The sequence below is a fragment of the Streptomyces sp. Ag109_G2-15 genome, from assembly GCF_900215565.1.
Classification (GTDB): domain Bacteria; phylum Actinomycetota; class Actinomycetes; order Streptomycetales; family Streptomycetaceae; genus Streptomyces; species Streptomyces diastatochromogenes.
The window spans coordinates 1,579,194-1,602,302 of the sequence record NZ_OCNI01000001.1 but is presented as its reverse complement, the minus strand read 5'-3'; the positions used below and the strand labels follow the sequence as shown (position 1 = coordinate 1,602,302).

The window sequence follows — 23,109 nt, the reverse complement described above, 5'->3', positions numbered from 1 at the left end:
GAAGACTGGAAGTGTTGTCGCAGTCCGGTCCGAAAAACGCCTGGACCGAGCTGTGATCGTGAACACCGTGTCGTGCGGCGCCGTAGTGCTGGATACTGCGGGCAGCCGCCCCCGGTGACCGGTGCCGGGCGCGGTGAGCTGGAGGGGACGGTTCGCGTGAGCGAGATACCAGCGAAGGCCACGGAGTCCGAGGACCCGTCGGGCGGCGCGAGGAACCAGGCCGCACAGACCGCGGCGCCCGGCGACGCCATGTGGCAGAGCAGTCCGCCCGGCTCGATCTACGACTACATCAGGGTCGCGTCCTTCTCCATCGGCCCCGGCGGGGTGGTCGACCAGTGGAGCCTGCGCGCCGAGCAGCTCTTCGGCATCCCCGCCGAACGGGCCGTCGGCATGGACCCGATCGAGGCCTTCATCGACTCCGATCTGCGCGAGCGCGGCCAGCGCAAGATGGCCGAGATCCTCGACGGGCGGGAGTGGACCGGTGTGGTCCCTTTCCGGATGCCGGACCGGCCGGACGGGCTGCGCGGCGAGGAGGGGCTCGCCGAGGTCTATGTGATGCCCACCCGGACCGACGGGGGGGACAAGGCCGCCGTCTGCATAGTGGTGGACGTCCGCACCCTGCGCAGCATCGAGACCGACCTCGCCGCCTCGCAGGCGATTTTCGGTCAATCCCCGTTCGGCTTCCTGCTGATCGACATCGACCTCAGGGTGCGCCGCGCCAACATGCGCTTCGCCTCCATCTTCGGCGGAAGCCCGGACGACCACCGCGGCAAGGGAGTTCACGACTACCTTCCGCGTGGTGAGGCCGAGCGGGTTTCGGCCACCCTGCGCCGGGTGCTGGAGACCGGCGACTCCATCACCGACATGCATGTCACGGGCTTCGTCCCGGGCTCCGAGGAGCGCCGGCACTGGTCCGTCAACCTCTACCGGGTGCACAGCGGCAGCGGCCGGCCCATCGGCATCGCCTGGCTCGGCACCGACATAACGGCCCGCCGCGCCGCCGCCCGCGAGGCGGCCGCCGCCCGGCGCAACCTCGCCCTGCTCAACGAGGCCGGCGCCCGCATAGGGAACTCCCTGGACCTGGAGACCACGGCCCGCGAACTCCTCGACGTCGTCGTCCCCGGGTTCTGCGACCTCGCCACCGTCGACCTCTACCAGGGCCTGCTCGCCGGCGACGAGACCCCACCCGGCCTCGCCGACGGCAGTGCGGAACTGCGCCGTGTCGCCTTCGCCAGCGCCGTCTCCGACGCGCCCTTCGGTGGCTCCGGCGAACCCGTCGCGGTCGGCGCGGTCCACCACTTCCCGTTCAACTCGCCCTGCGCGGACGCCCTGCGCACCGCCCGTCCGCAGCACGTCCCCGCCGAGGACGGCGGTCTCGTGCAGTCCACGCTGGCGGTGCCGATGGTCGCCCACGACACCGTCGTGGGCATCGCGCAGTTCGCCCGTACGAAGGGCAGCGAGCCGTTCGGCGACCGCGACCGGGACCTCGCGGTGGAGCTGGCCGCGCGGGCCGCCGTCTGCATCGACAACGCCCGCCTGTACCGCCGCGAGCACGAGCGCGCGCTGATACTGCAACGGTCCCTGCTCCCGCCCGGCGACCCCGAGGCGTCCGGTCTCGACATCGCCTGCCGCTATCTGCCCGGCAACGCGGCGACGGAGGTCGGCGGCGACTGGTTCGACGTGATCGAACTGCCCGGTCACCGTACGGCGTTGGTGGTCGGCGACGTCATGGGGCGCGGTTTGCGCGCGGCGGTCGCGATGGGCGAACTCCGTACGGCGGTACGGACGCTTGCGTTGCTGGACCTCGAACCGGCCGAGGTCCTCTCGGCGCTGGACGAGATCGCCCGCGGCCTCGGCACGCCCGGCGGGGTCCAGCAGGCCACCCGCGCGGCCCGCCAGCCCCGCGACGCCGACCTCTCCGAGGTCTACCTCGCCACCTGTGTGTACGCGGTCTACGACTCGGTGACCAGACGCTGTACGTTCGCCAACGCCGGCCATCTGCCTCCGGTGCTGGTGGAACCCGGCGAGGCGGCGCTGATGCTCGACGTGCCGCCGGGGATGCCGCTGGGCGTGGGCGGTGAGCCCTTCGAGGAGGTGGAGGTCGAACTCCCGGAGGGCGCGCTGCTCGCCCTCTACACGGACGGCCTGGTCGAGTCCCGCGACCATCCCCTGGACGAGGGGCTCCAGGCCTTCGTAGGGGCACTCACGGACCCCTCCCGTCCGCTGGAGGACGTCTGCGACCACGTCCTCAACACCCTCGACACCCACCACGGCGAGGACGACATCGCCCTGCTGATGGCCCGGGTCCAGGGGCTGCCCGCCGAGTCCGTCGGCGACTGGACGCTGCCGCGCGAGCCGCGCAGTGTGGGGCGGGCCCGGGAGTACGCCCGTGCGCAGCTGCTCAGCTGGGACATGGAGCCGCTGGTCGATACCACGGAACTCCTGGTCAGCGAGCTGGTCACCAACGCGCTGCGGTACGGCGAGGGTGAGATCCGGCTGCGGTTGCTGCTGGACCGGACCCTGGTCTGCGAGGTCTGGGACTCCGGGCTGGTGCAGCCTCGCCGGCGGCGTGCCCGGGACACCGACGAGGGGGGCCGGGGTCTGCAGCTGGTCGGTCTGCTCAGCGCGGCGTGGGGCTCGCGCCGTACGCCGCGCGGCAAGACGGTCTGGTTCGAACTCCCGCTTCCCGGAGGCGAGAACGGCCTGACGGACCCGGCGGAGGCACTGCTCAGCCTCTTCTGACGCCCCGACCTGGGGGCTCCGCCCCCAGACCCCCGCTTCCCACTCACCCCCCCGACTCGGTTGGCTACGAGGGTGCCGTGGCTACGAGGGGGCCGTCGCACAGTTACTGGAGATGGCGGCGGCCCCGAGTCTCCGGGCCGCCGAAGCTTGTCGGGGGGCCGCCGTCCGGGTCCTCCGCCAGGAGGATGCCGCCGAGGACGGCGCCGGCGAGGCCGGTGGCGTGGCCGTCGGCGTACGGGTTGCCGTGGGCGCGTACGTCGCGTTCGGCCAGGTCGCGGGCCTCTCGGGCGGGTACGTCCGGGTCGGTACCCGAGCCGAGTGCCCGTTCCGCCTCCGCCAGCCGGGCCCGTGCCTCCGCGCCCACCGCTCCCCGGTGCACGGCGACGAAGTCCTCCGCCCCGCCGACCGCGCTGCGCGACACGAGCCGCGCGGCCGCCTCCACCACCCCGGACCGCCCCACCTCCAGCCGCTCCACGGCCCGGGCGATGCGCCGCAGCGCGTCCAGCGGGTCGTACGGGCCGGCGGTCAGCTCCGCGCGTACGGCGGCCAGCACCCCGTCGGCGTGGGCGCTCCGCGCGTGCCGCTCACCCGGGGCCAGAAAGGCTCGCCCGCCGTCCCGCCGCGCCTCGGCGATCTTTGCCTCGGCGCCGGTCAGCGCGGCCGGCACCAGCCGGGCCGCCTCCCGCAGTTCGGCCGCGAGCCGCTCGACCCCGCCGACGAGCACACCGGCCTGGGCGACACCGCCCTCGGCCGCACGCAGCCGGCGGGCCGCCCGCAGCCCGTCTCTCGAATCGGCCGCCTGACGGGACTCGTTGAGCTGCGCCGTGGCGAACACCAGCCGGTCCTTGGCCTGTTCGACATACCCGGTGACGGGCGCCCCGGCCGAGGGCGCGTACCGCCGGTGCAGCTCCGCCGCCGTGGCCTGGGCCGCGGCCGTCCGTGCGGCCAGCTCCCGGAACCGCGCCTCGGCGACCTCCAGCGCCGCACCCACCCCCTCCTCCAGCCCCCGCAGCCGGTCCAGCTCCTCCGTCTCGCCGTCCAGCCGCCGTCCCGCCTCGGCGCACCGCCCGACCACCCCCACCAGCGCCTGCCGCCGGGCACTCGCGTCCCCCGGGACCCCCTCCTCGTACCGCCGCCATATCGCGAACGCGGCCGACAGCTCGGTCTCCGCGGCCCGCAGGGCGTGCGTGAACGGCTCGACCGCCTCGCGCCCGAACAGCTCCTCGACGAAGGAGAGTTCCTCCCTGCTGCCGCGCACACAGTCGTCGGCCAGCACCAGCGCGGCGCGCGCCTGCCGCTCGGTCTCGACCGGCGTGGGCACGGGCGGCGCGGCCGACACCACGCCCGGCGTCGTCCGGGTCCGGGCCCGCCGGGTGCGCCGCAGATACCCGTACCCGGCCAGCGCCCCGGCCGCACCGACGGCGACCAGCGGCATGAGGAGGTCGGTGACCGACGTCCCGTCCTGCTCCGGCGCGGCGGCACTCGCGACCGGGCCGGCCGGGACGACGGGAACCGGATCATGCTCACCGGCCGTCATCACCGGCAACACCAACCACCCGGCCCCCACGAGCGCACCCAGCACGGCATGCGCCACCCGCACCCGTATGTGCGCCTTGGCACGCCGGGGCCGGCCCCGGATCAGGGAGGACGTCACATTTTGGAGCGTATGGGCAGGTAGGCGCCTTCGCGAGTGGGGCGGATACGGCTGGGGGACGAGGAAGACAGGGGGCAGAAATGAACGAGGAGACCGAGAAGAGCGAGGAGACCAAGAAGGATGAGGAGACCAGGAAGCCGCCCGGGCGTAGCCGGCGCCTCCTTCGCTGCGCCCTCGTCGGTCTCGCCCTCCTGCTCCTCCCCGTCCTCACCGCGGAAACGGCCCTCCGCCTCAACTACACCGGCGACCCCGCACCGGGCACGCACACCCGCAACCGTGACGCCCTCTGGCTGGGCCACGCCTGGGTCGACGGCCGTAAGACCGACCAGGACGTCAAGGCCCTCGCCCACCGCCTGAAGGACACCGGCATCCGCGACCTGTACGTCCACGCGGGCCCCTTGGAGCACGACGGCACGCTCCCGGCGTCGGCCTACCCCAGGGCACGTTGGCTGATATCGGCCCTGCACAGTGCGGCGCCCCGCATCCGCGTCCAGGCCTGGCTCGGCGACAAGCTGGCCGGCGAGAGCCCCGACGGCCTGCACCTGGAGCGCGCCGCCACCCGCACCGCCGTCGTCGCCTCGGCCCGCCGGATCCTCGCCACCGGCTTCGAGGGCGCCCACTTCGACCTGGAGCCCCTGCACTCCGGCGACCAGGACTATCTCTCCCTCCTGGACGACCTCCGCGCCCTCACCCACGCCCACCACGCCCTGCTCTCGGTCGCCGCCCACCAGATAGACCCGCTCCCCGCGTTCCACTCCTTCTGGGGCGCGACCACCGGCCACCCCAAGTGGTGGTCACAGGCCTACTTCGGGCAGGTGGCCCGCCGTGTGGACCAGATCGCCGTGATGTCGTACGACACGATGCAGCCGCTGGAGAGCCTGTACGGCGGCTATGTGGCCCAGCAGACCAGCCTCGCCCTGGAGGTCACCCCGGACACCACCGACCTCCTGATGGGCCTGCCCTTCTACCACGAGAACCGCTTCGGCCACTGGGCCCACGCGGAGACCGTCCCGGCCGCCGTGCGCGGCGTCCGCCTGGGCCTGTCCCGCACCGACGCCGACCGCACCCGCTTCGGCGTCGCCCTGTACGTGGACTTCGCGGCGACGGAGGGGGACTGGCGGGGGTACGAGGAGGACTGGGTTGTGGGATCGTGAACGTCATGGCGGCGCTGGGCCTGCAGTGGCTGGCCCAGCGCCCCGGCCGCGACGCTACGAAGACCGCCTCCTGATCTTCGACCCCAGCCACACCAGCGGGTCGTACTTGCGGTCGACCGCGCGCTCCTTCAGGGGGATCAGCGCGTTGTCCGTGATCTTGATGTCCTCCGGGCAGACCTCCGTGCAGCACTTGGTGATGTTGCAGTAGCCGAGGCCGTACTCGTCCTGGGCGGTGCGCTTGCGGTCCAGGCCGCTCTCCTCCGCCGCGTCCAGCGGGTGCATGTCCAGCTCCGCGACCCGCATCAGGAAGCGCGGCCCGGCGAACGCCTGCTTGTTCTCCTCGTGGTCGCGCACGACATGGCAGGTGTTCTGGCACAGGAAGCACTCGATGCACTTGCGGAACTCCTGCGAGCGGTCCACGTCCTCCTGGAACATGCGGTACTCGCCGGGGCCCAGTCCCGCGGGGGGCACGAACGCCGGAACCTCCCTGGCCTTCTGGTAGTTGAAGCCGACGTCGGTCACCAGGTCGCGGATCACCGGGAAGGTGCGCAGCGGGGTGACGGTGATCGTCTCGTCCCGGGTGAACACGGACATGCGCGTCATGCACAGCAGCCGCGGGCGCCCGTTGATCTCCGCCGAGCACGAACCGCACTTGCCCGCCTTGCAGTTCCAGCGCACGGCGAGATCGGGCGCCTGGGTCGCCTGGAGCCGGTGGATGATGTCCAGCACCACCTCGCCGTCGTTGACCTCGACCTTGAAGTCCTCCAGGTCACCGCCCTGCACATCGCCCCGCCACACCTTGAAGCGGGCCTCGTAGCTGCTCACTCGTACAGCTCCTCTTCGGCGAGGTACTTGACCAGCTCCTCCTTCTCGAAGAGGGCGAGCAGGTCCGGGCGGATGGATTCGGTGGTCTCGCGGGTGAGCCGGATCTGGCCGCGGGCGGGATCGGTCGCCGCGAGGCCTCCGGTGGGATCGGCGAGCGAGCACAGCAGGTTCACGTTGCGCCAGGCGCGGTCCATCGTCGGATGGTCCTCGCGGGTGTGCCCGCCACGCGACTCCGAGCGCTCCAGGGCCGCCCGGGCCACGCACTCGCTGACCAGCAGCATGTTCCGCAGGTCGAGGGCGAGATGCCAGCCCGGATTGAACTGGCGGTGCCCCTCGACACCGGCCCGCCGGGCCCGCACGCGCAGCTCGGCGAGCTTCTGCAGGGCCTGCTCCATCTCGCCCTCGCGGCGGATGATGCCGACCAGGTCGTTCATGGTCTGCTGGAGTTCCTGATGCAGGGTGTACGGGTTCTCCGGCGGGCCCGCCTCGCCCTCCGTCTCCGCGGCGAAGGGCCGCAGGGCCTCCGCGGACGCCAGGTTGACCTGGTCCTCGGCGACCTCGGGACGCTCGGCCACGCCGGTCGCGTACTCGGCCGCGTGCCAGCCGGCCCGGCGCCCGAACACCAGTAGGTCGGAGAGCGAGTTGCCGCCCAGCCGGTTGGAGCCGTGCATACCGCCGGCGACCTCACCGGCCGCGAACAGCCCCGGCACCCCGCGCGCCGCCGCCGTCTCGGAGTCGACCGCGATGCCGCCCATCACGTAGTGGCAGGTCGGGCCCACCTCCATCGCCTCCGCCGTGATGTCGACGTCCGCCAACTCCTTGAACTGGTGGTACATGGACGGCAGCCGGCGCCGGATGACCTCCGCCGGCATGCGTGTCGACACGTCGAGGAAGACCCCGCCGTGCGGGGAGCCGCGGCCCGCCTTCACCTCGGAGTTGATCGCCCGGGCCACCTCGTCGCGGGGGAGCAGCTCCGGGGGACGCCGGTTGTGGTCCGGGTCCTCGTACCAGCGGTCGCCCTCCTCCTCCGACTCGGCGTACTTCTCCTTGAAGACGTCGGGGATGTAGTCGAACATGAACCGCTTGCCCTCGGAGTTGCGCAGCACCCCGCCGTCGCCGCGCACCGACTCGGTGACGAGGATGCCCTTCACCGACGGTGGCCAGACCATGCCGGTCGGATGGAACTGCACGAACTCCATGTTCAGCAGCGGCGCCCCGGCGAGCAGCGCCAGCGCGTGCCCGTCGCCCGTGTACTCCCACGAGTTGGACGTCACCTTGAACGACTTGCCGATCCCGCCGGTCGCCACGACCACCGCGGGGGCCTCCAGGACGAAGAAGCGGCCGGACTCGCGGTCGTAGGCGAAGACCCCGGAGACCCGCTCGCCGTCCTTGAGGACCCGGGTGACCGTGCACTCCTGGAAGACCTTCAGCCCGGACTCGTAGTCCCCGGTCTCCTTGAAGTCCTCCTGCTGCAAGGCGACGATCTTCTGCTGGAGGGTGCGGATCAGTTCGAGCCCCGTACGGTCGCCGACATGGGCGAGCCGCGGGTACTCGTGGCCGCCGAAGTTGCGCTGCGAGATCTTCCCGTCCTTCGTACGGTCGAACAGCGCGCCCCAGGTCTCCAGCTCCCACACCCGCTCCGGGGCCTCCTGCGCGTGCAGTTCGGCCATCCGCCACTGGTTGAGGAACTTGCCGCCGCGCAGGGTGTCGCGGAAGTGGACCTGCCAGTTGTCGTGCTCGTTGACGTTGGCCATGGCCGCCGCGATGCCGCCCTCGGCCATCACGGTGTGCGCCTTGCCGAACAGCGACTTGCAGATCACCGCCGTACGGGCGCCCCGCTCGCGCGCCTCGATCGCGGCCCGCAGCCCGGCGCCGCCGGCACCGACCACGACGACGTCCCACTCCTGCCGGTCCACCACGGACATCTATCAGTCCTCACTGACTCACTAGAAGAAGCGCGGATCGTCGAAGACACCGGACGCGACGAGATAGACGTAGAAGTCGGCGAACGCCACGCTCAGCAGCGAGGCCCAGGCGAGCTGCATGTGCCGGGCGTTGAGCTTTCCGACGAACTGCCAGGCCTGGTAGCGCACCGGGTGCTTCGAGAAGTGCTTGAGCTTGCCGCCGACGATGTGCCGGCAGGAGTGGCAGGAGAGCGTGTACGCCCAGATCAGCACGATGTTGACCAGGAAGACGAGGGTGCCGAGGCCCATGTGGCCCCAGCGGTAGTGCTGGTCACGGAAGGACAGCACGGTGTCGTAGCTCAGCACGCCGGCGACCAGCAGGGCGGCGTAGAAGAAGTACCGGTGGATGTTCTGCAGGATGAGCGGGAAGCGGGTCTCACCGGTGTACGTGCGGTGCGGTTCGGCCACCGCGCAGGCGGGCGGGGACGCCCAGAAGCTGCGGTAGTACGCCTTGCGGTAGTAGTAGCAGGTCAGCCGGAAGCCGAGCGGGAAGATCAGGATGATGATGGCGGGGGAGATCGCCCACCAGCTCCCGAAGAGGTCGGCGTTCGGCCCCGCGTGCATGGTCGCGCAGTTCTGCGCCAGGCACGGCGAGTAGAACGGGGAGACGTACGGCGCCGCGTAGTAGTCCGCGTTCGCGAAGGCCCGCCAGGTCGAGTAGACGACGAAGGCGAACAGACCGGCCGCGGTGACGGCGGGCGCCAGCCACCAGCGGTCGGTCCGCAGATGCGGTGCGGCGATCGCGGCGCGCGTACGGGACCGTACGCCGCCGCTGTTCTGTTGGGGTTCCGTACCAGTCGCCAAGGGAGGACTCCGGTCGGTTCAGGGTGCGTGCCGGTCGCGGGCGCCCAGGCCCTCGTCGTCCGAGTCCGTCCACAGGCTGATGTCGTACGGCGTGTCGGAGATGGTGACGAGGTCGGGCCGGTTCGGGGCGGCCGGGCTGCTGGCCGCGTCCCGCAGCAGCGCCAGGCTCTCGCGCAGATGGTCGGCGTCCATCCGGACCCGGCGCATCTCCAGGCCACCACTGCCCAGCTGCTTCTCCAGGCGCCCGAGCGACCGGTACAGATCGTCGAGGCTGCGCTGGACGGTTGTCAGTTCGTCGTGCACGGACATGACTTGCCCTCACTTCCACGGGTCCTACGGGCCCTGGGCGGCAACGTTCATGCGCCTTGGAGTGTTGCGCGTCACACCTGTCGCTGTGAAGACATGTGCACCGATTGGCCGAGGCGCACGGGTGCATCTCCGGGTGTGTTGCGCCGCACGGGTGGCTTACTTTGCGTCGTCGCCGTGTCGCCCGCTGTTGCCGGATCCTTTCCTCTTCACTGGGCGCATAGATCTGATCAGCTCCATATACGGCCAAAAGTGATCATAACGCCCGCGGCTTCCCGGAGGTAGCAGAGATGTCCCACGACGGCGTCGGTTCGCGCGCGGTCCTGCGTTCGGCCGCCTTCCTCACCGCGGGCGCACTCGCGGTCTCCCTGCTCGCCGGCTGTGGCTCCGACGAGGAGACCAGCCGTCCGCTGGCCGGGCAGGACATCGACCTCGTCGCCCGGGACAAGGTGGCCGAGGGCGGCACCCTGAAGTGGGCCGTGGACGCCGTACCGGAGACCCTGAACACCTTCCAGGCCGATGCCGACGCGGGCACCACCCGGGTCGCCCAGGCCGTGCTGCCGTCGATGTTCCGCCTCGACGCCGCCGGGCGTCCGGTGGCCAACCCCGCCTACCTGGAGTCCGCCAAGGTCATCGAGACCGAGCCGCGCCAGGTCGTGCTGTACAAGCTGAACCAGCAGGCCGTCTGGAGCGACGGCCGGGAGATCGGCGCCGCCGACTTCGTCGCCCAGTGGCGCGCCCTGTCCGGCCGGGACAGCGCCTACTGGACCGCCCGCAACGCCGGCTACGACCGCATCGAGAAGATCGAGCGCGGCGCGAACGACCTCCAGGTCCGGGTCACCTTCTCCCGCCCCTACGCCGACTGGAAGTCGCTGTTCTCCCCGCTGTACCCGAAGGACGTCATGGGCACCCCGGACGCCTTCAACGACGGCGCCCGCCGCAAGCTGAACGTCACCGCGGGCCCCTTCAAGGTCGAGAAGGTCGACACCGCCACGAAGGACATCGTCCTCACCCGCAACCCGCGCTGGTGGGGCAAGCCGGCCAAGCTGAACGAGATCGTGCTGCACGCCGTGGACCGCGACAAGCGGGCGGCGGCGCTCGCCGACGGAACCGTGGACCTCGCCGACATCGACCCGGCCGAGGCCGAGCGGATCAACCTCGCCTCCCGCCAGGGCGGCACCGGCACCCCGCTGCAGGGCGCCGGCAAGACCTCCGCCAAGAAGCTGCGCTCCTGGGCGCTCGCGCACGGCTTCGACGCCGACGAGGTCAAGGTCGGCAAGAAGAAGCTGCGCCGGGCCATCACCCGGTACCTGGAGCAGCAGGAGAAGCTGCACGCCTTCGACGTCCGCAAGTCGCTGGAGCCCGCCTACACCCAGCTCGCCCTCAACGGCGCCGAGGGCCCCCTCACCGACGAGCGGGTCCGCCGGGCCGTCGCCCGCGCGATCGACCGCGCGGAACTGGCCAAGCTCGTGCTGACCCCGCTCGGCCTGCCCGCCGTCCCGGTCGGCAGCCACCTCGCCCTGTCCGGGCAGGCCGACTACGCCGACAACAGCGGCGCCCTGGGCGGCCCGGACACCAAGGAGGCCGCGGCGCTGCTCGCGGACGCCGGCTGGGTGCTCGGCGGCCCGGTGAAGGAGCAGAAGAAGGCCGAGAAGGCGGCCGGCGCCGAGAGCGCCAAGAAGAAGGAGGAGGAGTCCGACGGCGGCGACGACGGCCAGTACATCGTCGGCGAGGACGACAAGGGCAGGGACGACAAGGGCAAGCACCACGAGTCGGCCGAAGAGAAGGGGGAGAAGGGCGACGAGGGCGGCAAGCATCTGTCGCGGGACGGCAAGCAGTACTCCGGCGGGCAGGGCGGCGCACCCGGCGCCTACGCCCCGAAGGGCACCGCGGCCCCGGCCGGTGCCGTGACCGGGCCGCTGGCCAAGGACGGCAAGGCGCTCGCCCTGCGCTTCGTGCTCCCCTCGGGGCCCGGCTCCGAGACCCTGAACTCCGTCGCCGAACGGATCTCGGCGATGCTCGAGAAAGTCGGCATCCGCACCACGATCACCAAGGTCTCGGACGAGAGCTACTTCAAGGACCACGTCGCCGCCGGCGACTACGACCTCGCCCTGTACTCCTGGCCCTCCTCCGCCTTCCCCGCGACCGACGCCCGGCCGATCTACGCCAAGCCGGTCCCGGCCGCCGACGGCTCGGTGAACGTCGAGCAGAACTTCACCCGGGTCGGCACCGACCAGGTCGACCAGCTCTTCGACCAGGCCGCCTCGACGCTGGACGAGGACGAGGCGCGGGACCTGATCCGCAAGGCGGACTCCCGGATCTGGGCGGCGGCCGGATCCCTTCCGCTCTACCAGCGGCCGCAGCTGGTCGGCGCCCGGAACAACCTGGTCAACGCGGGTGCCTTCGGGTTCCAGACACCGGTCTACGAGGACATGGGCTTCCTGAAGAAGGGGGCCAAGGTCTCGCCCAGCCCGTCCGCAAGCTGAGACCTCCGTGGCCCTGAGGAGGCCGACCCGCTCGGGGCCACGTAACATGGGGTGAGGCCGTGGCATGTCAAGCCCGGCAGGGCCCGCGTCACACGGACGTACGCAGAGGGCCTTCCTCACACTCCGGGAGTACGTCGCAATATGGCCACGCGCCACGACATCCGCAATGTCGCCATCGTCGCCCACGTCGACCACGGCAAGACGACCATCGTCGACGGCATGCTGAAGCAGGCCGGCGCCTTCGCCGCGCACCAGCTCGAAGGCGTCGACGACCGCATGATGGACTCGAACGACCTGGAGCGTGAGAAGGGCATCACGATCCTCGCCAAGAACACGGCGGTCAAGTACCACCCCAAGGACGGTGGGGACCCGATCACGATCAACATCATCGACACCCCCGGCCACGCCGACTTCGGTGGCGAGGTCGAGCGCGGTCTGTCGATGGTCGACGGTGTCGTCCTCCTCGTGGACGCCTCCGAGGGCCCGCTGCCGCAGACCCGCTTCGTGCTGCGCAAGGCGCTCCAGCAGCGCCTGCCCGTCATCCTGTGCATCAACAAGACGGACCGCCCGGACTCCCGCATCGACGAGGTCGTCAACGAGACCTACGACCTCTTCCTCGACCTGGACGCGGACGAGGAGCAGATCGAGTTCCCGATCGTCTACGCCTGCGGCCGTGACGGCATCGCCTCGCTGACCAAGCCGGAGAACGGCACGGTCCCGGCCGACAGCGACAGCCTGGAGCCGTTCTTCTCCACGATCCTGGAGCACATCCCGGCCCCGACCTACGACGAGGAGGCCCCGCTCCAGGCCCACGTCACCAACCTGGACGCCGACAACTTCCTCGGCCGTATCGCGCTGCTCCGCGTCGAGCAGGGCGAGCTGCGCAAGGGCCAGACGGTCGCCTGGATCAAGCGCGACGGGTCCATCAGTAATGTCCGCATCACCGAGCTGATGATGACCGAGGCCCTCACCCGCAAGCCCGCCGAGAAGGCCAGCCCGGGTGACATCTGCGCCGTCGCCGGTATCCCGGAGATCATGATCGGTGAGACCCTCGCCGACACCGAGAACCCGATCCCGCTGCCTCTGATCACGGTCGACGAGCCCGCGATCTCCATGGTCATCGGTACGAACACCTCCCCGCTGGTCGGCCGCGGCGGCACCGGCAAGGGCGCCGACGCGAAGGCGGCCGTCAAGGACCGCAAGGTCACCGCCCGCCAGGTCAAGGACCGCCTGGACCGCGAGCTGATCGGTAACGTCTCGCTCCGCGTGCTCGACACCGAGCGCCCGGACGCCTGGGAGGTCCAGGGCCGTGGTGAGCTGGCGCTCGCCATCCTGGTCGAGCAGATGCGCCGTGAGGGCTTCGAGCTGACCATCGGCAAGCCCCAGGTCGTCACCAAGCAGGTCGACGGCAAGACCTACGAGCCCGTCGAGCGCATGACGATCGACGTGCCCGAGGAGCACATGGGCGCGGTCACCCAGCTGATGGGTGTGCGCAAGGGCCGGATGGACAACATGTCCAACCACGGCTCCGGCTGGGTGCGCATGGAGTTCGTCGTGCCCTCCCGTGGTCTCATCGGGTTCCGGACCGAGTTCCTGACCCAGACCCGGGGCACCGGTATCGGCCACTCCATCCACGAGGGCTTCGAGCCGTGGTTCGGCACCCTGCAGACCCGTAACAACGGCTCGCTGGTCGCCGACCGCGCCGGCGCCGTCACCGCGTTCGCGATGACGAACCTGCAGGAGCGCGGCGTGCTGTTCACCGACCCGGGCACCGAGGTGTACGAGGGCATGATCGTCGGCGAGAACTCCCGCTCCGACGACATGGACGTCAACATCACCAAGGAGAAGAAGCTCACGAACATGCGGTCGTCCTCGGCCGACTCGTTCGAGGCGATCGTGCCGCCGCGGAAGCTGTCCCTGGAGCAGTCGCTGGAGTTCTGCCGCGACGACGAGTGCGTCGAGGTCACCCCGGAGGCGGTTCGCATCCGCAAGGTGAACCTGGACGCCCGCGAGCGCGCCCGCGCCGCGAGCCGCGCGAAGCACGGCTGACGCCTCCTGAGACCCCGTAAGACCCGGTCCTCCGCCTACTGGAGGGCCGGGCTTTCGGCATGCTCACGGGCCCTGGAGAGGGCGAGTGTTCGGATACCGGAGCAGCGCGCTTCACGTTTCGGACATGTAAAACAAAAAAATACGGCGAACTGTCCGATTTGCCGGTCTGTCGCCGTTAGTGTCAAGCGCGCACAGGTGTCGATCTTTGCAATTTTTGCTCAAAATATTGACGGTAGGGAGATCCCTATGTCGTCCGCCCTTGACGCGCGTTGAACACATTGGCGAAAGTTCCCCCAAACCGCAGAACTCTCCGGTATCTGCGCTGCGCTCAACTCTCCAACCCCCCGGGGGAAGAACACACATGACCAGTCCAGCCAAGGCTGAAGGCTCCGGGCCGTCGGTTGCCTTGGAGCCCGAACTCGAGTCGAAGCCCACTCCTGCCAAGGAGGAGAAGAAGCTCGAGGGTCGCTCCCCCGGCCAGTTGATGTGGCAGCGCTTCAAGCGTGACCGTACCGGTGTCATCTGTGCCGTCATAGTGATTTTCTACTTCGTCGTCGCGCTGGCCGCGCCGCTGCTGACCAAGCTCAGCGGGACGGACCCGTACACGCTGTACGGGCAGGACCCCACCTACCAGGACACCCCCGTCCTCGACGACTTCGGTCTCCCGCTCGGTTACTTCGGCGGTCTGTCCGGAACGCACTGGTTCGGTGTCGAGCCGCAGGTGGGCCGCGACATCTTCGCGATGCTGGTGTACGGCATGCGCACCTCGCTGTTCATGGCGCTCGGCGTGACCGTCCTGATGATGGGCACCGGCATCATCCTCGGCCTGGTCGGCGGTTACTTCGGCGGCAAGACCGACTACTGGATCGGCCGGGTCACCGACTTCTTCCTCGCCTTCCCGCAGCAGCTCTTCTTCATCGCCTTCATGCCCGTGGTGACCGCGTTCTTCGTGGACCCGCGGGAGGAGACGCCGACGTACTTCCGCGCCGTGGCGATGCTGATCGTGCTCTGGGTGCTGGGCTGGATGGGTATGGCCCGCCTGGTCCGGTCGACGGTGCTGTCCCTGCGCGAGCGGGAGTTCGTGGAGGCCGCCAAGGTCTCCGGTGCCTCGCCCTGGCGGATCGTCCGCAAGGAGATCCTGCCGAACGTGGTGACGCCGATCCTGGTGCAGTTCACGTACCAACTTCCCAGCACCATCCTCACCATCGCCTTCCTCTCCTTCGCGGGCGTCGGCTTCGTCGAGCCGACCCCGGACTGGGGACGACTGTTCGCTGCCGGTGCCCGTTACACCGAGCAGGACCCGTCGTTCATCTTCTTCCCCGGTTTGGCGCTGGTGATCTTCGTCCTGGCCTTCAATCTCCTCGGAGACTCGGTGCGGGACGCGTTCGACCCCAAGTCCGGGCGGTAGATCGTCCGCTGGAGGGGGATGACTGCCGCCCCCGAGTCGGCCTACCAGCCGCTTCAGGCAGTACTCATGGATAACAACGGACAGGTAGGTGCATTCGCCTCATGAAGTCGTTCAGCTCGCGCAGAGCGCAGGCCATCGTCGTCGCCATCGCGGCCGGCTCCCTCGCGCTCACCGGGTGCTCCGAGAACAAGGGCACCAACACCGGCGAGAACTCCAAGAAGGACCAGAAGGAAGCCCAGGTCCAGTCGAAGGCGGTCACGTACGCCGACGCTGCCGGCTCCACCGGTCCGGCCGAGGAGATCGCCGGTGCCCAGAGCGGCGGCACGATCACGGTCTACCAGGAGGCGGGCCTCTCGCACCTGGACCCGGGCCAGACCTACGTCTCCGACGCCGGTCAGGTCGCCAACCTGCTCTTCCGTCGCCTGACCCAGTTCAAGGAAGACGACAAGGGCAACGTCTCGGTCGTGGGTGACCTCGCGACCGACTCCGGCAAGTCGTCGGACGGCGGCAAGACCTGGACGTTCACCCTCAAGGACGGCGTCAAGGACGCGAAGGGCAACGTCATCACGTCCGCCGACGTCCGCCACACCGTCGAGCGTCTGTACGCGAAGTTCATCTTCGACGGCCCGACCTACCTGCAGACCTGGCTGAGCGGCGCCGACTACCGCAAGGCGCTGCCGGACGGCGGCTTCGGCAAGAAGCACCTGCCCAAGTCGGTCCTGGACACGCCGGACGACAAGACCGTCGTCTTCCACTTCGACCAGCCGCGTCCGGACCTGCCGCAGACCCTGGCCATGGCCGGCTACGCCATCGTCCCGACGAAGGACGACACGAAGGAGAAGTACGACAAGGACCCGGTCGCCACCGGCCCGTACAAGGTCCAGTCGTACAAGAACGGCAAGTCCCTGGTGCTCGTCAAGAACACCAACTGGGACGCGAAGACCGACTCCGTGCGCCACCAGTACGTGGACGGCTTCAACTTCCAGTTCGGCGTCACCGAGTCGACCCAGACCAAGCGTCTGATCGCCGACCAGGGCGACGACAAGAACGCCATCCAGCTCACCGGCGGCGTCGAGGCCACGCAGATCCAGGACGTCATCAAGAACCCGTCCGTCAACAAGCGCACGGTCAAGGGCTACCAGCCCTACGTGATGCAGCTGACGTTCAACATGGACCGCGTGAAGAACCTCAAGGTCCGTCAGGCCATCGCCTACGCGGTGAACTCCAAGTCGCTCATCGCCGGTGAGGGCGGTGTCTACGGCGGCGACGTGGCCCCGAACTTCTTCGCGCCGACGCTGCCGGGCTACGAGGCCAAGTACGACCCGTACGGCCGTCTGAAGACGCCGCAGGGCAACATCGCCAAGGCCAAGGAGCTCCTCAAGGACGTCCCGGCGTCCGAGAAGAAGGTCGTCTTCGCCTACGGCAACAGCGAGAACGGTCAGAAGCGCAAGGTCGCCATCGAGGACGCGCTCACCAAGGTCGGCTTCAACGTCGTCTCCAAGGAGGTCGACGCCGCGAGCTACTACGAGCAGATCGGCAAGCTGGACAACCCGTACGACATGTACATCACGGGTTGGGGCCAGGACTGGCCGTCCGCGTCCACCGTCGTCACCCCGATCTACGACGGTGACCAGGTCGCCGACGGTGCGCCGAACTACTCGCACGTCAAGGACCCGAAGGTCGACGCACTGATCAAGAAGGCGCTGACCCAGCAGCCGACCGAGGCCGCGAAGACCTGGAAGGAAGCCCAGCACTACCTGCTGGAGAAGGTCCTGCCGGCGGCCCCGCTGTGGTACACCAAGCAGTTCCAGCTCTCCGGTTCGAACGTGGGCGGCGCCCGCTACGGGTCGGTGTCGAGCCTCATCGACATCAACCACCTGTTCCTGAAGAAGTCGTAACTCTCTACGGCTGATCGCGGGGACGCGCACCAGGCGGAGCGCGTCCCCGCACCTCCGTGAAACCTCCCACTCGTCTCCGCAGAGAGCAGCCCTCCCGCCATGCTTCAGTTCATCATCCGGCGCACGGTCGGCGCCCTGGTCACCCTGTTCCTCATCGGCGCCGCCACGTTCTTCCTGTTCGTCGCCGCGCCCTCCGATTACGCCTCCCTGGCCTGTGGCAAGGACTGCTCTCCTCAGCGGCTGGAGGACATCCGGCAGGCACTCGGTCTGAACCTGCCGATCACCCAGCAGTTCTGGGACTTCATGTCCGGCATCTTCGCCGGCCGTGACTTCCCGACCGGTCACTGCAGTGCCCCGTGCCTCGGCCAGTCGTTCTACTCGGGCGACATGGTCTGGTCGACCATCCAGGACCGCTTCCCGACCACCCTGACGCTGACCGCCGGCGGTGCGGTCGTCTTCCTCGTGGTCGGTGTCGGAGCCGGCATGATTTCCGCCTACCGGCGGGGATCGCTGATCGACAAGGTCGCCACGGGCACGTCGATGGTGCTCAGCTCGTTCCAGATCTACTTCCTCGGCCCGATCGTCCTGTGGATCTTCGTCTACAGCACGGGCTGGATGGAGAACCCCCAGTACGTGCCCATCACCCAGGACCCGTGGGGCTGGTTCACCGGCATGCTGCTGCCCACGCTCGTCATGGCCAGCATCTTCACCGCCCAGTACACCCGTATGGCGCGCTCCTCGATGATCGAGCAGCTCGCCGAGGAGCACGTGCGCACCGCCCGCGCGAAGGGCATGTCCCGCAAGTACGTCTTCTTCCGCTACGCCTGGCGCGGCTCGCTGATCCCGATCGTCACCGTCCTCGGCATGGACATCAGCGGCATGCTCGGTGGCGCCGTCGTCACGGAGCTGACCTTCTCCCTCCAGGGCATCGGCCGCCTGGCGGTGGACGGCGCGGTCCACAAGGACCTCCCCCTGACCATGGGCGTCATGTTGTTCGGTGCCTTCTTCATCCTGATCTTCAACATCCTCACCGACATCGCGTACGCCTGGATCGACCCGCGCGTCCGGCTCTCCTAGGAAGAACGAACCACCGTGACCACACTGACCAAGACCGAGGACGCTCCGGCCCCGACCGGCCCGGAGAGCTTCCTCTCGGTGCGCGATCTGAAGGTGCAGTTCTCCACCGAGGACGGCATCGTCAAGGCGGTCGACGGCCTCTCCTTCGACGTCGAGCGCGGCAAGACCCTGGGTATCGTCGGCGAGTCCGGCTCCGGAAAGTCCGTCACCAACCTGACGATCCTGGGCCTGCACAACCCCCGCACCTCCACCGTCGACGGCGAGATCGTCCTCGACGGCAAGGAGCTGGTCACCGCCAACGAGAAGGAGCTGGAGCAGCTCCGCGGCAACAAGATGGCGATGATCTTCCAGGACCCGCTGACCGCCCTGTCGCCGTTCTACACGGTGGGCCGTCAGCTGTCCGAGCCGTTCATGAAGCACCGCGGCGCCTCCAAGAAGGAGGCGAAGGACCGGGCCATCCAGATGCTGGAGAAGGTCGGCATCCCGCAGCCCAAGGTGCGCTTCGACGACTACCCGCACCAGTTCTCCGGCGGTATGCGCCAGCGCGCGATGATCGCCATGGCGCTGATGTGCGACCCCGACCTGCTGATCGCCGACGAGCCGACCACCGCGCTCGACGTGACCGTGCAGGCGCAGATCCTGGACCTGCTCAAGGACCTGCAACAGGAGTTCGGCTCCGCGATCATCTTCATCACCCACGACCTGGGCGTCATCTCCCACATGGCCGACGACCTGCTGGTGATGTACGCGGGCCGGGCCGTGGAGCGCGGCAGCGTCCGCGAGGTGCTGCACGAGCCGAAGCACCCCTACACCTGGGGCCTGCTCAGCTCGATGCCGCGCCTGGACGGCGACCTGCACGAGAAGCTGACGCCGATCCCCGGCAGCCCGCCCTCGCTGCTCAACCCGCCCACGGGCTGCCGCTTCCACCCGCGCTGTGCCTTCAAGGACGAGGTGCAGGGCAGCCTCTGCTCGGACACGCGTCCGCTGCTGGGCGAGGGACGTGCTTCCGCGTGCCACCTGACGGCCGAGCAGAAGCAGACCATCTTCATCGACAAGATCCAGCCCCGGCTGCGCTAGGGAGAACCGAGACATGAGCGACAACCTCACCCTCCCCGAACAGCAGGGCACCGCCGCGACCTCGTCGGAGACGCTCCTCGAGGTCAAGGGCCTGACCAAGCACTTCCCGATCTTCGGCGGCTTTCCGATCAAACGGAAGGTCGGCGCGGTGCAGGCCGTCGACGGCATCGACCTGACCGTCGGCTACGGCGAGAGCGTCGGCCTGGTCGGCGAGTCCGGCTGCGGCAAGTCGACCACGGGCCGGCTCATCACCCGTCTGCTGGAGCCGACCGGCGGCAGCATCACCTACGCCGGGCAGGACATCACCCACGCCACGCGCCGCCAGCTGGCGCCCGTGCGGTCCGAGATCCAGATGATCTTCCAGGACCCGTACTCCTCGCTGAACCCGCGCCAGACCGTCGGCACGATCATCAAGTCGCCGATGGAGGTCAACGGGATCGAGCCGGAGGGCGGCCGGGAGAAGAAGGTCCGGGAGCTGCTGGAGCTCGTCGGCCTGAACCCGGAGCACTACAACCGCTTCCCGCACGAGTTCTCCGGCGGTCAGCGCCAGCGCATCGGCGTCGCCCGTGCCTTGGCGCTGAACCCGAAGCTGATCGTGGCGGACGAGCCGGTCTCCGCGCTCGACGTGTCCATCCAGGCGCAGGTGGTGAACCTGCTCCAGGAGGTCCAGAAGGAACTGGGCATCGCGTTCCTGTTCATCGCCCACGACCTCGCCATCGTGCGGCACTTCTCGCAGCGCGTCGCGGTGATGTACCTCGGCAAGGTGGTCGAGGTCGGCGACCGGGAGGCGATCTACAACCGGCCCCGCCACCCGTACACGCACGCCCTGCTGTCGGCCGTCCCCGAGGTCGGGGTCGAGGACGAGGACCGCGAGCGGATCCGGCTCTCCGGTGACGTCCCCTCGCCGATCTCCCCGCCGTCCGGCTGCCGCTTCCGCACCCGCTGCTGGAAGGCCCAGGACAAGTGCGCGAGCGAGGAGCCGCCGCTGGTCCAGATCTCCGGCAACCGGGACGGTCACCTGACGGCCTGCCACTTCCCGGAGGAGCCGACCACTCAGCGCGACGAGGACGTCGTCCTCGACCCGGCGCTGAGGGTGCTGGAGGAGCACGCGTCCGACGACTGATCCGCGGCCGTGGCCACGGTGATGATCTCGGGACTGGAGGCGGGGGCCATCGGCCCCCGCCTCCAGTCTCCGTAGCGCTCGGCGACGGCCAGTCCGGCCCCGCCGAGGAAGCCGTCCAGCGCGTCGGCGTCCAGGAACCGCAGGGTGCCCCGGCACACCTGCGGCCGCTCCCAGCGCGCCCCGGCGTAGGTCTCGGTGAAGCTCAGCCGGTCCCCGACGGGGTCCGGGTCGGCGTCGTACCACACGCGTACGGCCTCGCCGTCCCCGTCGGTGAACTCGTACACCCGGTCCGGGGTCCAGCGCTCCCAGGCCCGCGCGGCCGGATTCCGGGTCTCGAAGACGAACCGGCCGCCGTCGGCCAGCGCCCGGAACGCCCCGCGCAGCGTGGCGCGCACCTGCTCGTCCCCGAGGAGTTCCTGGAAGGCGTGACCGGTCATCACGACCAGGTCGAACGCCCCCTCCCAGAGGTGCGTCGTGACGTCCCCGAGCATCCACTCGATGCCCGGCTCCGCCTGCCGCGCCTGCACCAGCATGGCGGCCGCCGGATCGATGCCGGTGAGCCGTCCCCGGTGCCCGGCCGCCCGGGCGGCACGCAGCAGCCGGCCGGTTCCGCAGCCGATGTCGAGGACTCTCTCGGCCGCCATGACGAGTTCCAGGTAGAAGTCGTCACCGGGGCCCCATGGGTTCAGTTTCTCGTACAGCGCGGCGAGTTCGACGTCGCTGAAGACACGATCGACCATGCCGGGAGTCTGCCCGCTCGTCCGGTTGATCGGTAAGCGATTTCGCGATTTTCTCGCGCTCTCCGTACTCCGCCTGACGGGTGCTCACCCAAAGGGCAGGGAACGTGTGCGCAATGCACCTTTTGATGTGATATTTGCTGATAGGCGATCATGAGGAGGTGCTCCATGCGCGGAGCCAGGCACGCCGGCTGGGCCGCCGGCGCGGTGGCGGTGGCGCTCGCCGCGGCGGCCTGCGGGGGCGGCGGCGGGAGCAGCGGCGGCGGGAACGCCGCCGGGGTGCTCAGCTCCTCCTGGGGCGACCCGCAGAACCCGCTGGAGCCGGCCAACACCAACGAGGTGCAGGGCGGCAAGGTCCTCGACATGGTCTTCCGGGGTCTCAAGCGGTACGACCCGAAGACCGGCCAGGCCAAGGACATGCTCGCCGAGAGCATCGACACCAAGGACTCGCAGAACTTCACCGTCAAGGTGAAGGGCGGCTGGACCTTCTCCAACGGCGAGAAGGTGACCGCCAAGTCCTTCGTGGACGCCTGGAACTACGGCGCGAGCCTGAAGAACAACCAGAAGAACGCCTACTTCTTCGGTTACATCGAGGGCTACGACAAGGTCCACCCCGACAGCGGATCGCAGAGCGCCGACACCCTGTCCGGTCTGAAGGTCGTGGACGACCACACCTTCACCGTCAAGCTCAACCAGAAGTTCTCCAGCTTCCCGGACACCCTCGGCTACGCGGCCTTCGACCCGCTGCCGCAGACCTTCTTCACCGACCACGCGGCCTGGCTCGGCAAGCCGGTCGGCAACGGGCCGTACGCCATCGAGTCCTACACGAAGGGCTCGCAGATGTCCCTGAAGAAGTGGGACGGCTACCCGGGTGCCGACAAGGCCCAGAACGGCGGTGTGACCCTGAAGGTCTACACCGACAACAACACCGCCTACACCGACCTGATGGCCGGCAACCTCGACCTCGTCGACGACGTTCCCGCCGCGCAGCTGAAGAACGTCAAGAGCGACCTGGGCGGCCGGTACATCAACACCCCCGCCGGCATCATCCAGACCCTCGCCTTCCCGTTCTACGACCCGGCCTGGAACAAGGCGGGCTCGGAGAAGGTCCGCACCGGCCTGTCCATGGCGATCGACCGCAAGCAGATCACCGACACGATCTTCCAGAAGACCCGCACCCCCGCCACCGACTGGACCTCCCCGGTCCTCGGCACGGCCGGCGGCTTCCAGGACGGCCTGTGCGGCAAGGCCTGCGACTACGACCCCACCGGGGCCAAGAAGCTGATCCAGGAGGGCGGCGGGCTCCCCGGCGGCCAGGTCAAGATCACGTACAACGCGGACACGGGCTCCCACAAGGAGTGGATCGACGCCGTGTGCAACTCCATCAACAACGCGCTCGGCAACGAGAAGGCCTGCGTGGGCAACCCCGTCGGCACCTTCGCCGACTTCCGCAACCAGATCGGGCAGCACAAGATGAGCGGCCCGTTCCGGGCGGGCTGGCAGATGGACTACCCGCTCATCCAGAACTTCCTCCAGCCGCTCTACTACACCAACGCCTCCTCCAACGACGGCAAGTGGTCCAACAAGGACTTCGACAAGATCGTCGACCAGGCCAACGCCGAGACGGACACCGCCAAGGCCGTCTCCACCTTCCAGAAGGCCGAGGCGGTCGTCCGGGACAACATGGCCGCCATCCCGCTCTGGTACCAGAACGGCAGCGCGGGCTACTCCCAGCGGCTGTCCAACGTGGCCCTCAACCCGTTCAGCGTCCCCGTCTACAACGAGATCAAGGTCGGCTGAGCCGC

16 protein-coding genes are annotated in these 23,109 nt (G+C 69.3%); 10 read left to right on the top strand and 6 right to left on the bottom strand.

Translation table 11 applies throughout. The annotated features are described in order from the left end of the window. Positions 1-156 precede the first annotated feature (156 nt). Positions 157-2,742 carry a SpoIIE family protein phosphatase gene (locus tag CRP49_RS06840; protein WP_097252591.1) on the top strand — a complete coding sequence of 862 codons (2,586 nt, stop codon included), beginning with the start codon at positions 157-159 and terminating at the stop codon, positions 2,740-2,742. A gap of 103 nt (positions 2,743-2,845) precedes the next feature. Here CRP49_RS06840 and CRP49_RS06835 read toward each other — a convergent pair whose 3' ends face one another. Then, complete coding sequence (locus tag CRP49_RS06835) at positions 2,846-4,396, bottom strand: hypothetical protein (RefSeq protein WP_097252590.1); 1,551 nt, start codon at positions 4,394-4,396, stop codon at positions 2,846-2,848. An 80-nt stretch (positions 4,397-4,476) separates the two neighbouring features. On the opposite strand from CRP49_RS06835, the gene CRP49_RS06830 reads away from it, so the two are divergent. Beyond that, complete coding sequence (locus CRP49_RS06830) at positions 4,477-5,550, top strand: hypothetical protein (RefSeq protein WP_257033318.1); 1,074 nt, start codon at positions 4,477-4,479, stop codon at positions 5,548-5,550. 54 nt (positions 5,551-5,604) lie between these two features. On the opposite strand, the gene CRP49_RS06825 is transcribed toward CRP49_RS06830, so the two are convergent. The 4 genes from CRP49_RS06825 to CRP49_RS06810 are packed head-to-tail and all read right to left on the bottom strand — an operon-like array spanning position 5,605 to position 9,452. Continuing rightward, positions 5,605-6,375: a succinate dehydrogenase/fumarate reductase iron-sulfur subunit gene (locus CRP49_RS06825; protein WP_097252589.1), complete on the bottom strand. Its 771-nt coding sequence runs from the start codon at positions 6,373-6,375 to the stop codon at positions 5,605-5,607. Beyond that, complete coding sequence (locus CRP49_RS06820; RefSeq protein WP_097252588.1) at positions 6,372-8,300, bottom strand: fumarate reductase/succinate dehydrogenase flavoprotein subunit; 1,929 nt, start codon at positions 8,298-8,300, stop codon at positions 6,372-6,374. The genes CRP49_RS06825 and CRP49_RS06820 overlap by 4 nt, the downstream gene beginning before the upstream one ends. A gap of 21 nt (positions 8,301-8,321) precedes the next feature. Continuing rightward, positions 8,322-9,143, bottom strand: coding sequence for a hypothetical protein (locus CRP49_RS06815; RefSeq protein WP_097252587.1), 822 nt, complete (start codon positions 9,141-9,143; stop codon positions 8,322-8,324). Between the two features lie 18 nt (positions 9,144-9,161). After that, positions 9,162-9,452 carry a hypothetical protein gene (locus tag CRP49_RS06810; protein ID WP_094215132.1) on the bottom strand — a complete coding sequence of 97 codons (291 nt, stop codon included), beginning with the start codon at positions 9,450-9,452 and terminating at the stop codon, positions 9,162-9,164. A gap of 287 nt (positions 9,453-9,739) precedes the next feature. Between CRP49_RS06810 and CRP49_RS06805 the strand changes: the two genes are divergently transcribed. The 7 genes from CRP49_RS06805 (at position 9,740) to CRP49_RS06775 (ending at position 20,567) form a co-directional block, all read left to right on the top strand. Continuing rightward, positions 9,740-11,935 carry an ABC transporter family substrate-binding protein gene (locus CRP49_RS06805; RefSeq protein ID WP_097252586.1) on the top strand — a complete coding sequence of 732 codons (2,196 nt, stop codon included), beginning with the start codon at positions 9,740-9,742 and terminating at the stop codon, positions 11,933-11,935. A 141-nt stretch (positions 11,936-12,076) separates the two neighbouring features. Continuing rightward, a complete protein-coding gene (typA, locus tag CRP49_RS06800; RefSeq protein WP_097252585.1) occupies positions 12,077-13,984 on the top strand; it encodes a translational GTPase TypA in 1,908 nt (635 codons plus the stop codon). Positions 13,985-14,345: 361 nt separating this feature from the next. Further along, on the top strand, positions 14,346-15,392 hold the full coding sequence (locus CRP49_RS06795; RefSeq protein WP_097252584.1) for an ABC transporter permease: 1,047 nt from the start codon (positions 14,346-14,348) through the stop codon (positions 15,390-15,392). Between the two features lie 101 nt (positions 15,393-15,493). Further along, positions 15,494-17,290, top strand: a complete 1,797-nt coding sequence (locus CRP49_RS06790; protein WP_097252583.1) for an ABC transporter substrate-binding protein — start codon at positions 15,494-15,496, stop codon at positions 17,288-17,290. A gap of 99 nt (positions 17,291-17,389) precedes the next feature. Further along, positions 17,390-18,367: an ABC transporter permease gene (locus CRP49_RS06785; RefSeq protein WP_097252582.1), complete on the top strand. Its 978-nt coding sequence runs from the start codon at positions 17,390-17,392 to the stop codon at positions 18,365-18,367. Positions 18,368-18,382: 15 nt separating this feature from the next. Beyond that, positions 18,383-19,444, top strand: a complete 1,062-nt coding sequence (locus tag CRP49_RS06780; protein WP_097252581.1) for an ABC transporter ATP-binding protein — start codon at positions 18,383-18,385, stop codon at positions 19,442-19,444. A gap of 13 nt (positions 19,445-19,457) precedes the next feature. After that, on the top strand, positions 19,458-20,567 hold the full coding sequence (locus CRP49_RS06775; RefSeq protein WP_097252580.1) for an ABC transporter ATP-binding protein: 1,110 nt from the start codon (positions 19,458-19,460) through the stop codon (positions 20,565-20,567). Here the strand turns inward: CRP49_RS06775 and CRP49_RS06770 are convergent. After that, positions 20,498-21,307, bottom strand: a complete 810-nt coding sequence (locus CRP49_RS06770) for a trans-aconitate 2-methyltransferase (RefSeq protein ID WP_097252579.1) — start codon at positions 21,305-21,307, stop codon at positions 20,498-20,500. The genes CRP49_RS06775 and CRP49_RS06770 overlap by 70 nt on opposite strands. 165 nt (positions 21,308-21,472) lie before the next feature. On the opposite strand from CRP49_RS06770, the gene CRP49_RS06765 reads away from it, so the two are divergent. Continuing rightward, the gene (locus CRP49_RS06765; RefSeq protein ID WP_097252578.1) at positions 21,473-23,104 is read left to right on the top strand and encodes an ABC transporter substrate-binding protein; all 1,632 of its coding nucleotides are present in this window, start codon (positions 21,473-21,475) and stop codon (positions 23,102-23,104) included. Positions 23,105-23,109 lie beyond the last annotated feature (5 nt).

Excerpts from the sequence above, each read along its gene's own strand:
- CRP49_RS06830 (WP_257033318.1), top strand. The coding sequence starts at position 4,477 with ATGAACGAGGAGACCGAGAAGAGCGAGGAGACCAAGAAGGATGAGGAG.
- CRP49_RS06820 (WP_097252588.1), bottom strand. The coding sequence starts at position 8,300 with ATGTCCGTGGTGGACCGGCAGGAGTGGGACGTCGTCGTGGTCGGTGCC.
- CRP49_RS06810 (WP_094215132.1), bottom strand. The coding sequence starts at position 9,452 with ATGTCCGTGCACGACGAACTGACAACCGTCCAGCGCAGCCTCGACGAT.
- CRP49_RS06805 (WP_097252586.1), top strand. The coding sequence starts at position 9,740 with ATGTCCCACGACGGCGTCGGTTCGCGCGCGGTCCTGCGTTCGGCCGCC.
- typA (WP_097252585.1), top strand. The coding sequence starts at position 12,077 with ATGGCCACGCGCCACGACATCCGCAATGTCGCCATCGTCGCCCACGTC.
- CRP49_RS06795 (WP_097252584.1), top strand. The coding sequence starts at position 14,346 with ATGACCAGTCCAGCCAAGGCTGAAGGCTCCGGGCCGTCGGTTGCCTTG.
- CRP49_RS06790 (WP_097252583.1), top strand. The coding sequence starts at position 15,494 with ATGAAGTCGTTCAGCTCGCGCAGAGCGCAGGCCATCGTCGTCGCCATC.
- CRP49_RS06785 (WP_097252582.1), top strand. The coding sequence starts at position 17,390 with ATGCTTCAGTTCATCATCCGGCGCACGGTCGGCGCCCTGGTCACCCTG.
- CRP49_RS06775 (WP_097252580.1), top strand. The coding sequence starts at position 19,458 with ATGAGCGACAACCTCACCCTCCCCGAACAGCAGGGCACCGCCGCGACC.
- CRP49_RS06770 (WP_097252579.1), bottom strand. The coding sequence starts at position 21,307 with ATGGTCGATCGTGTCTTCAGCGACGTCGAACTCGCCGCGCTGTACGAG.
- CRP49_RS06765 (WP_097252578.1), top strand. The coding sequence starts at position 21,473 with ATGCGCGGAGCCAGGCACGCCGGCTGGGCCGCCGGCGCGGTGGCGGTG.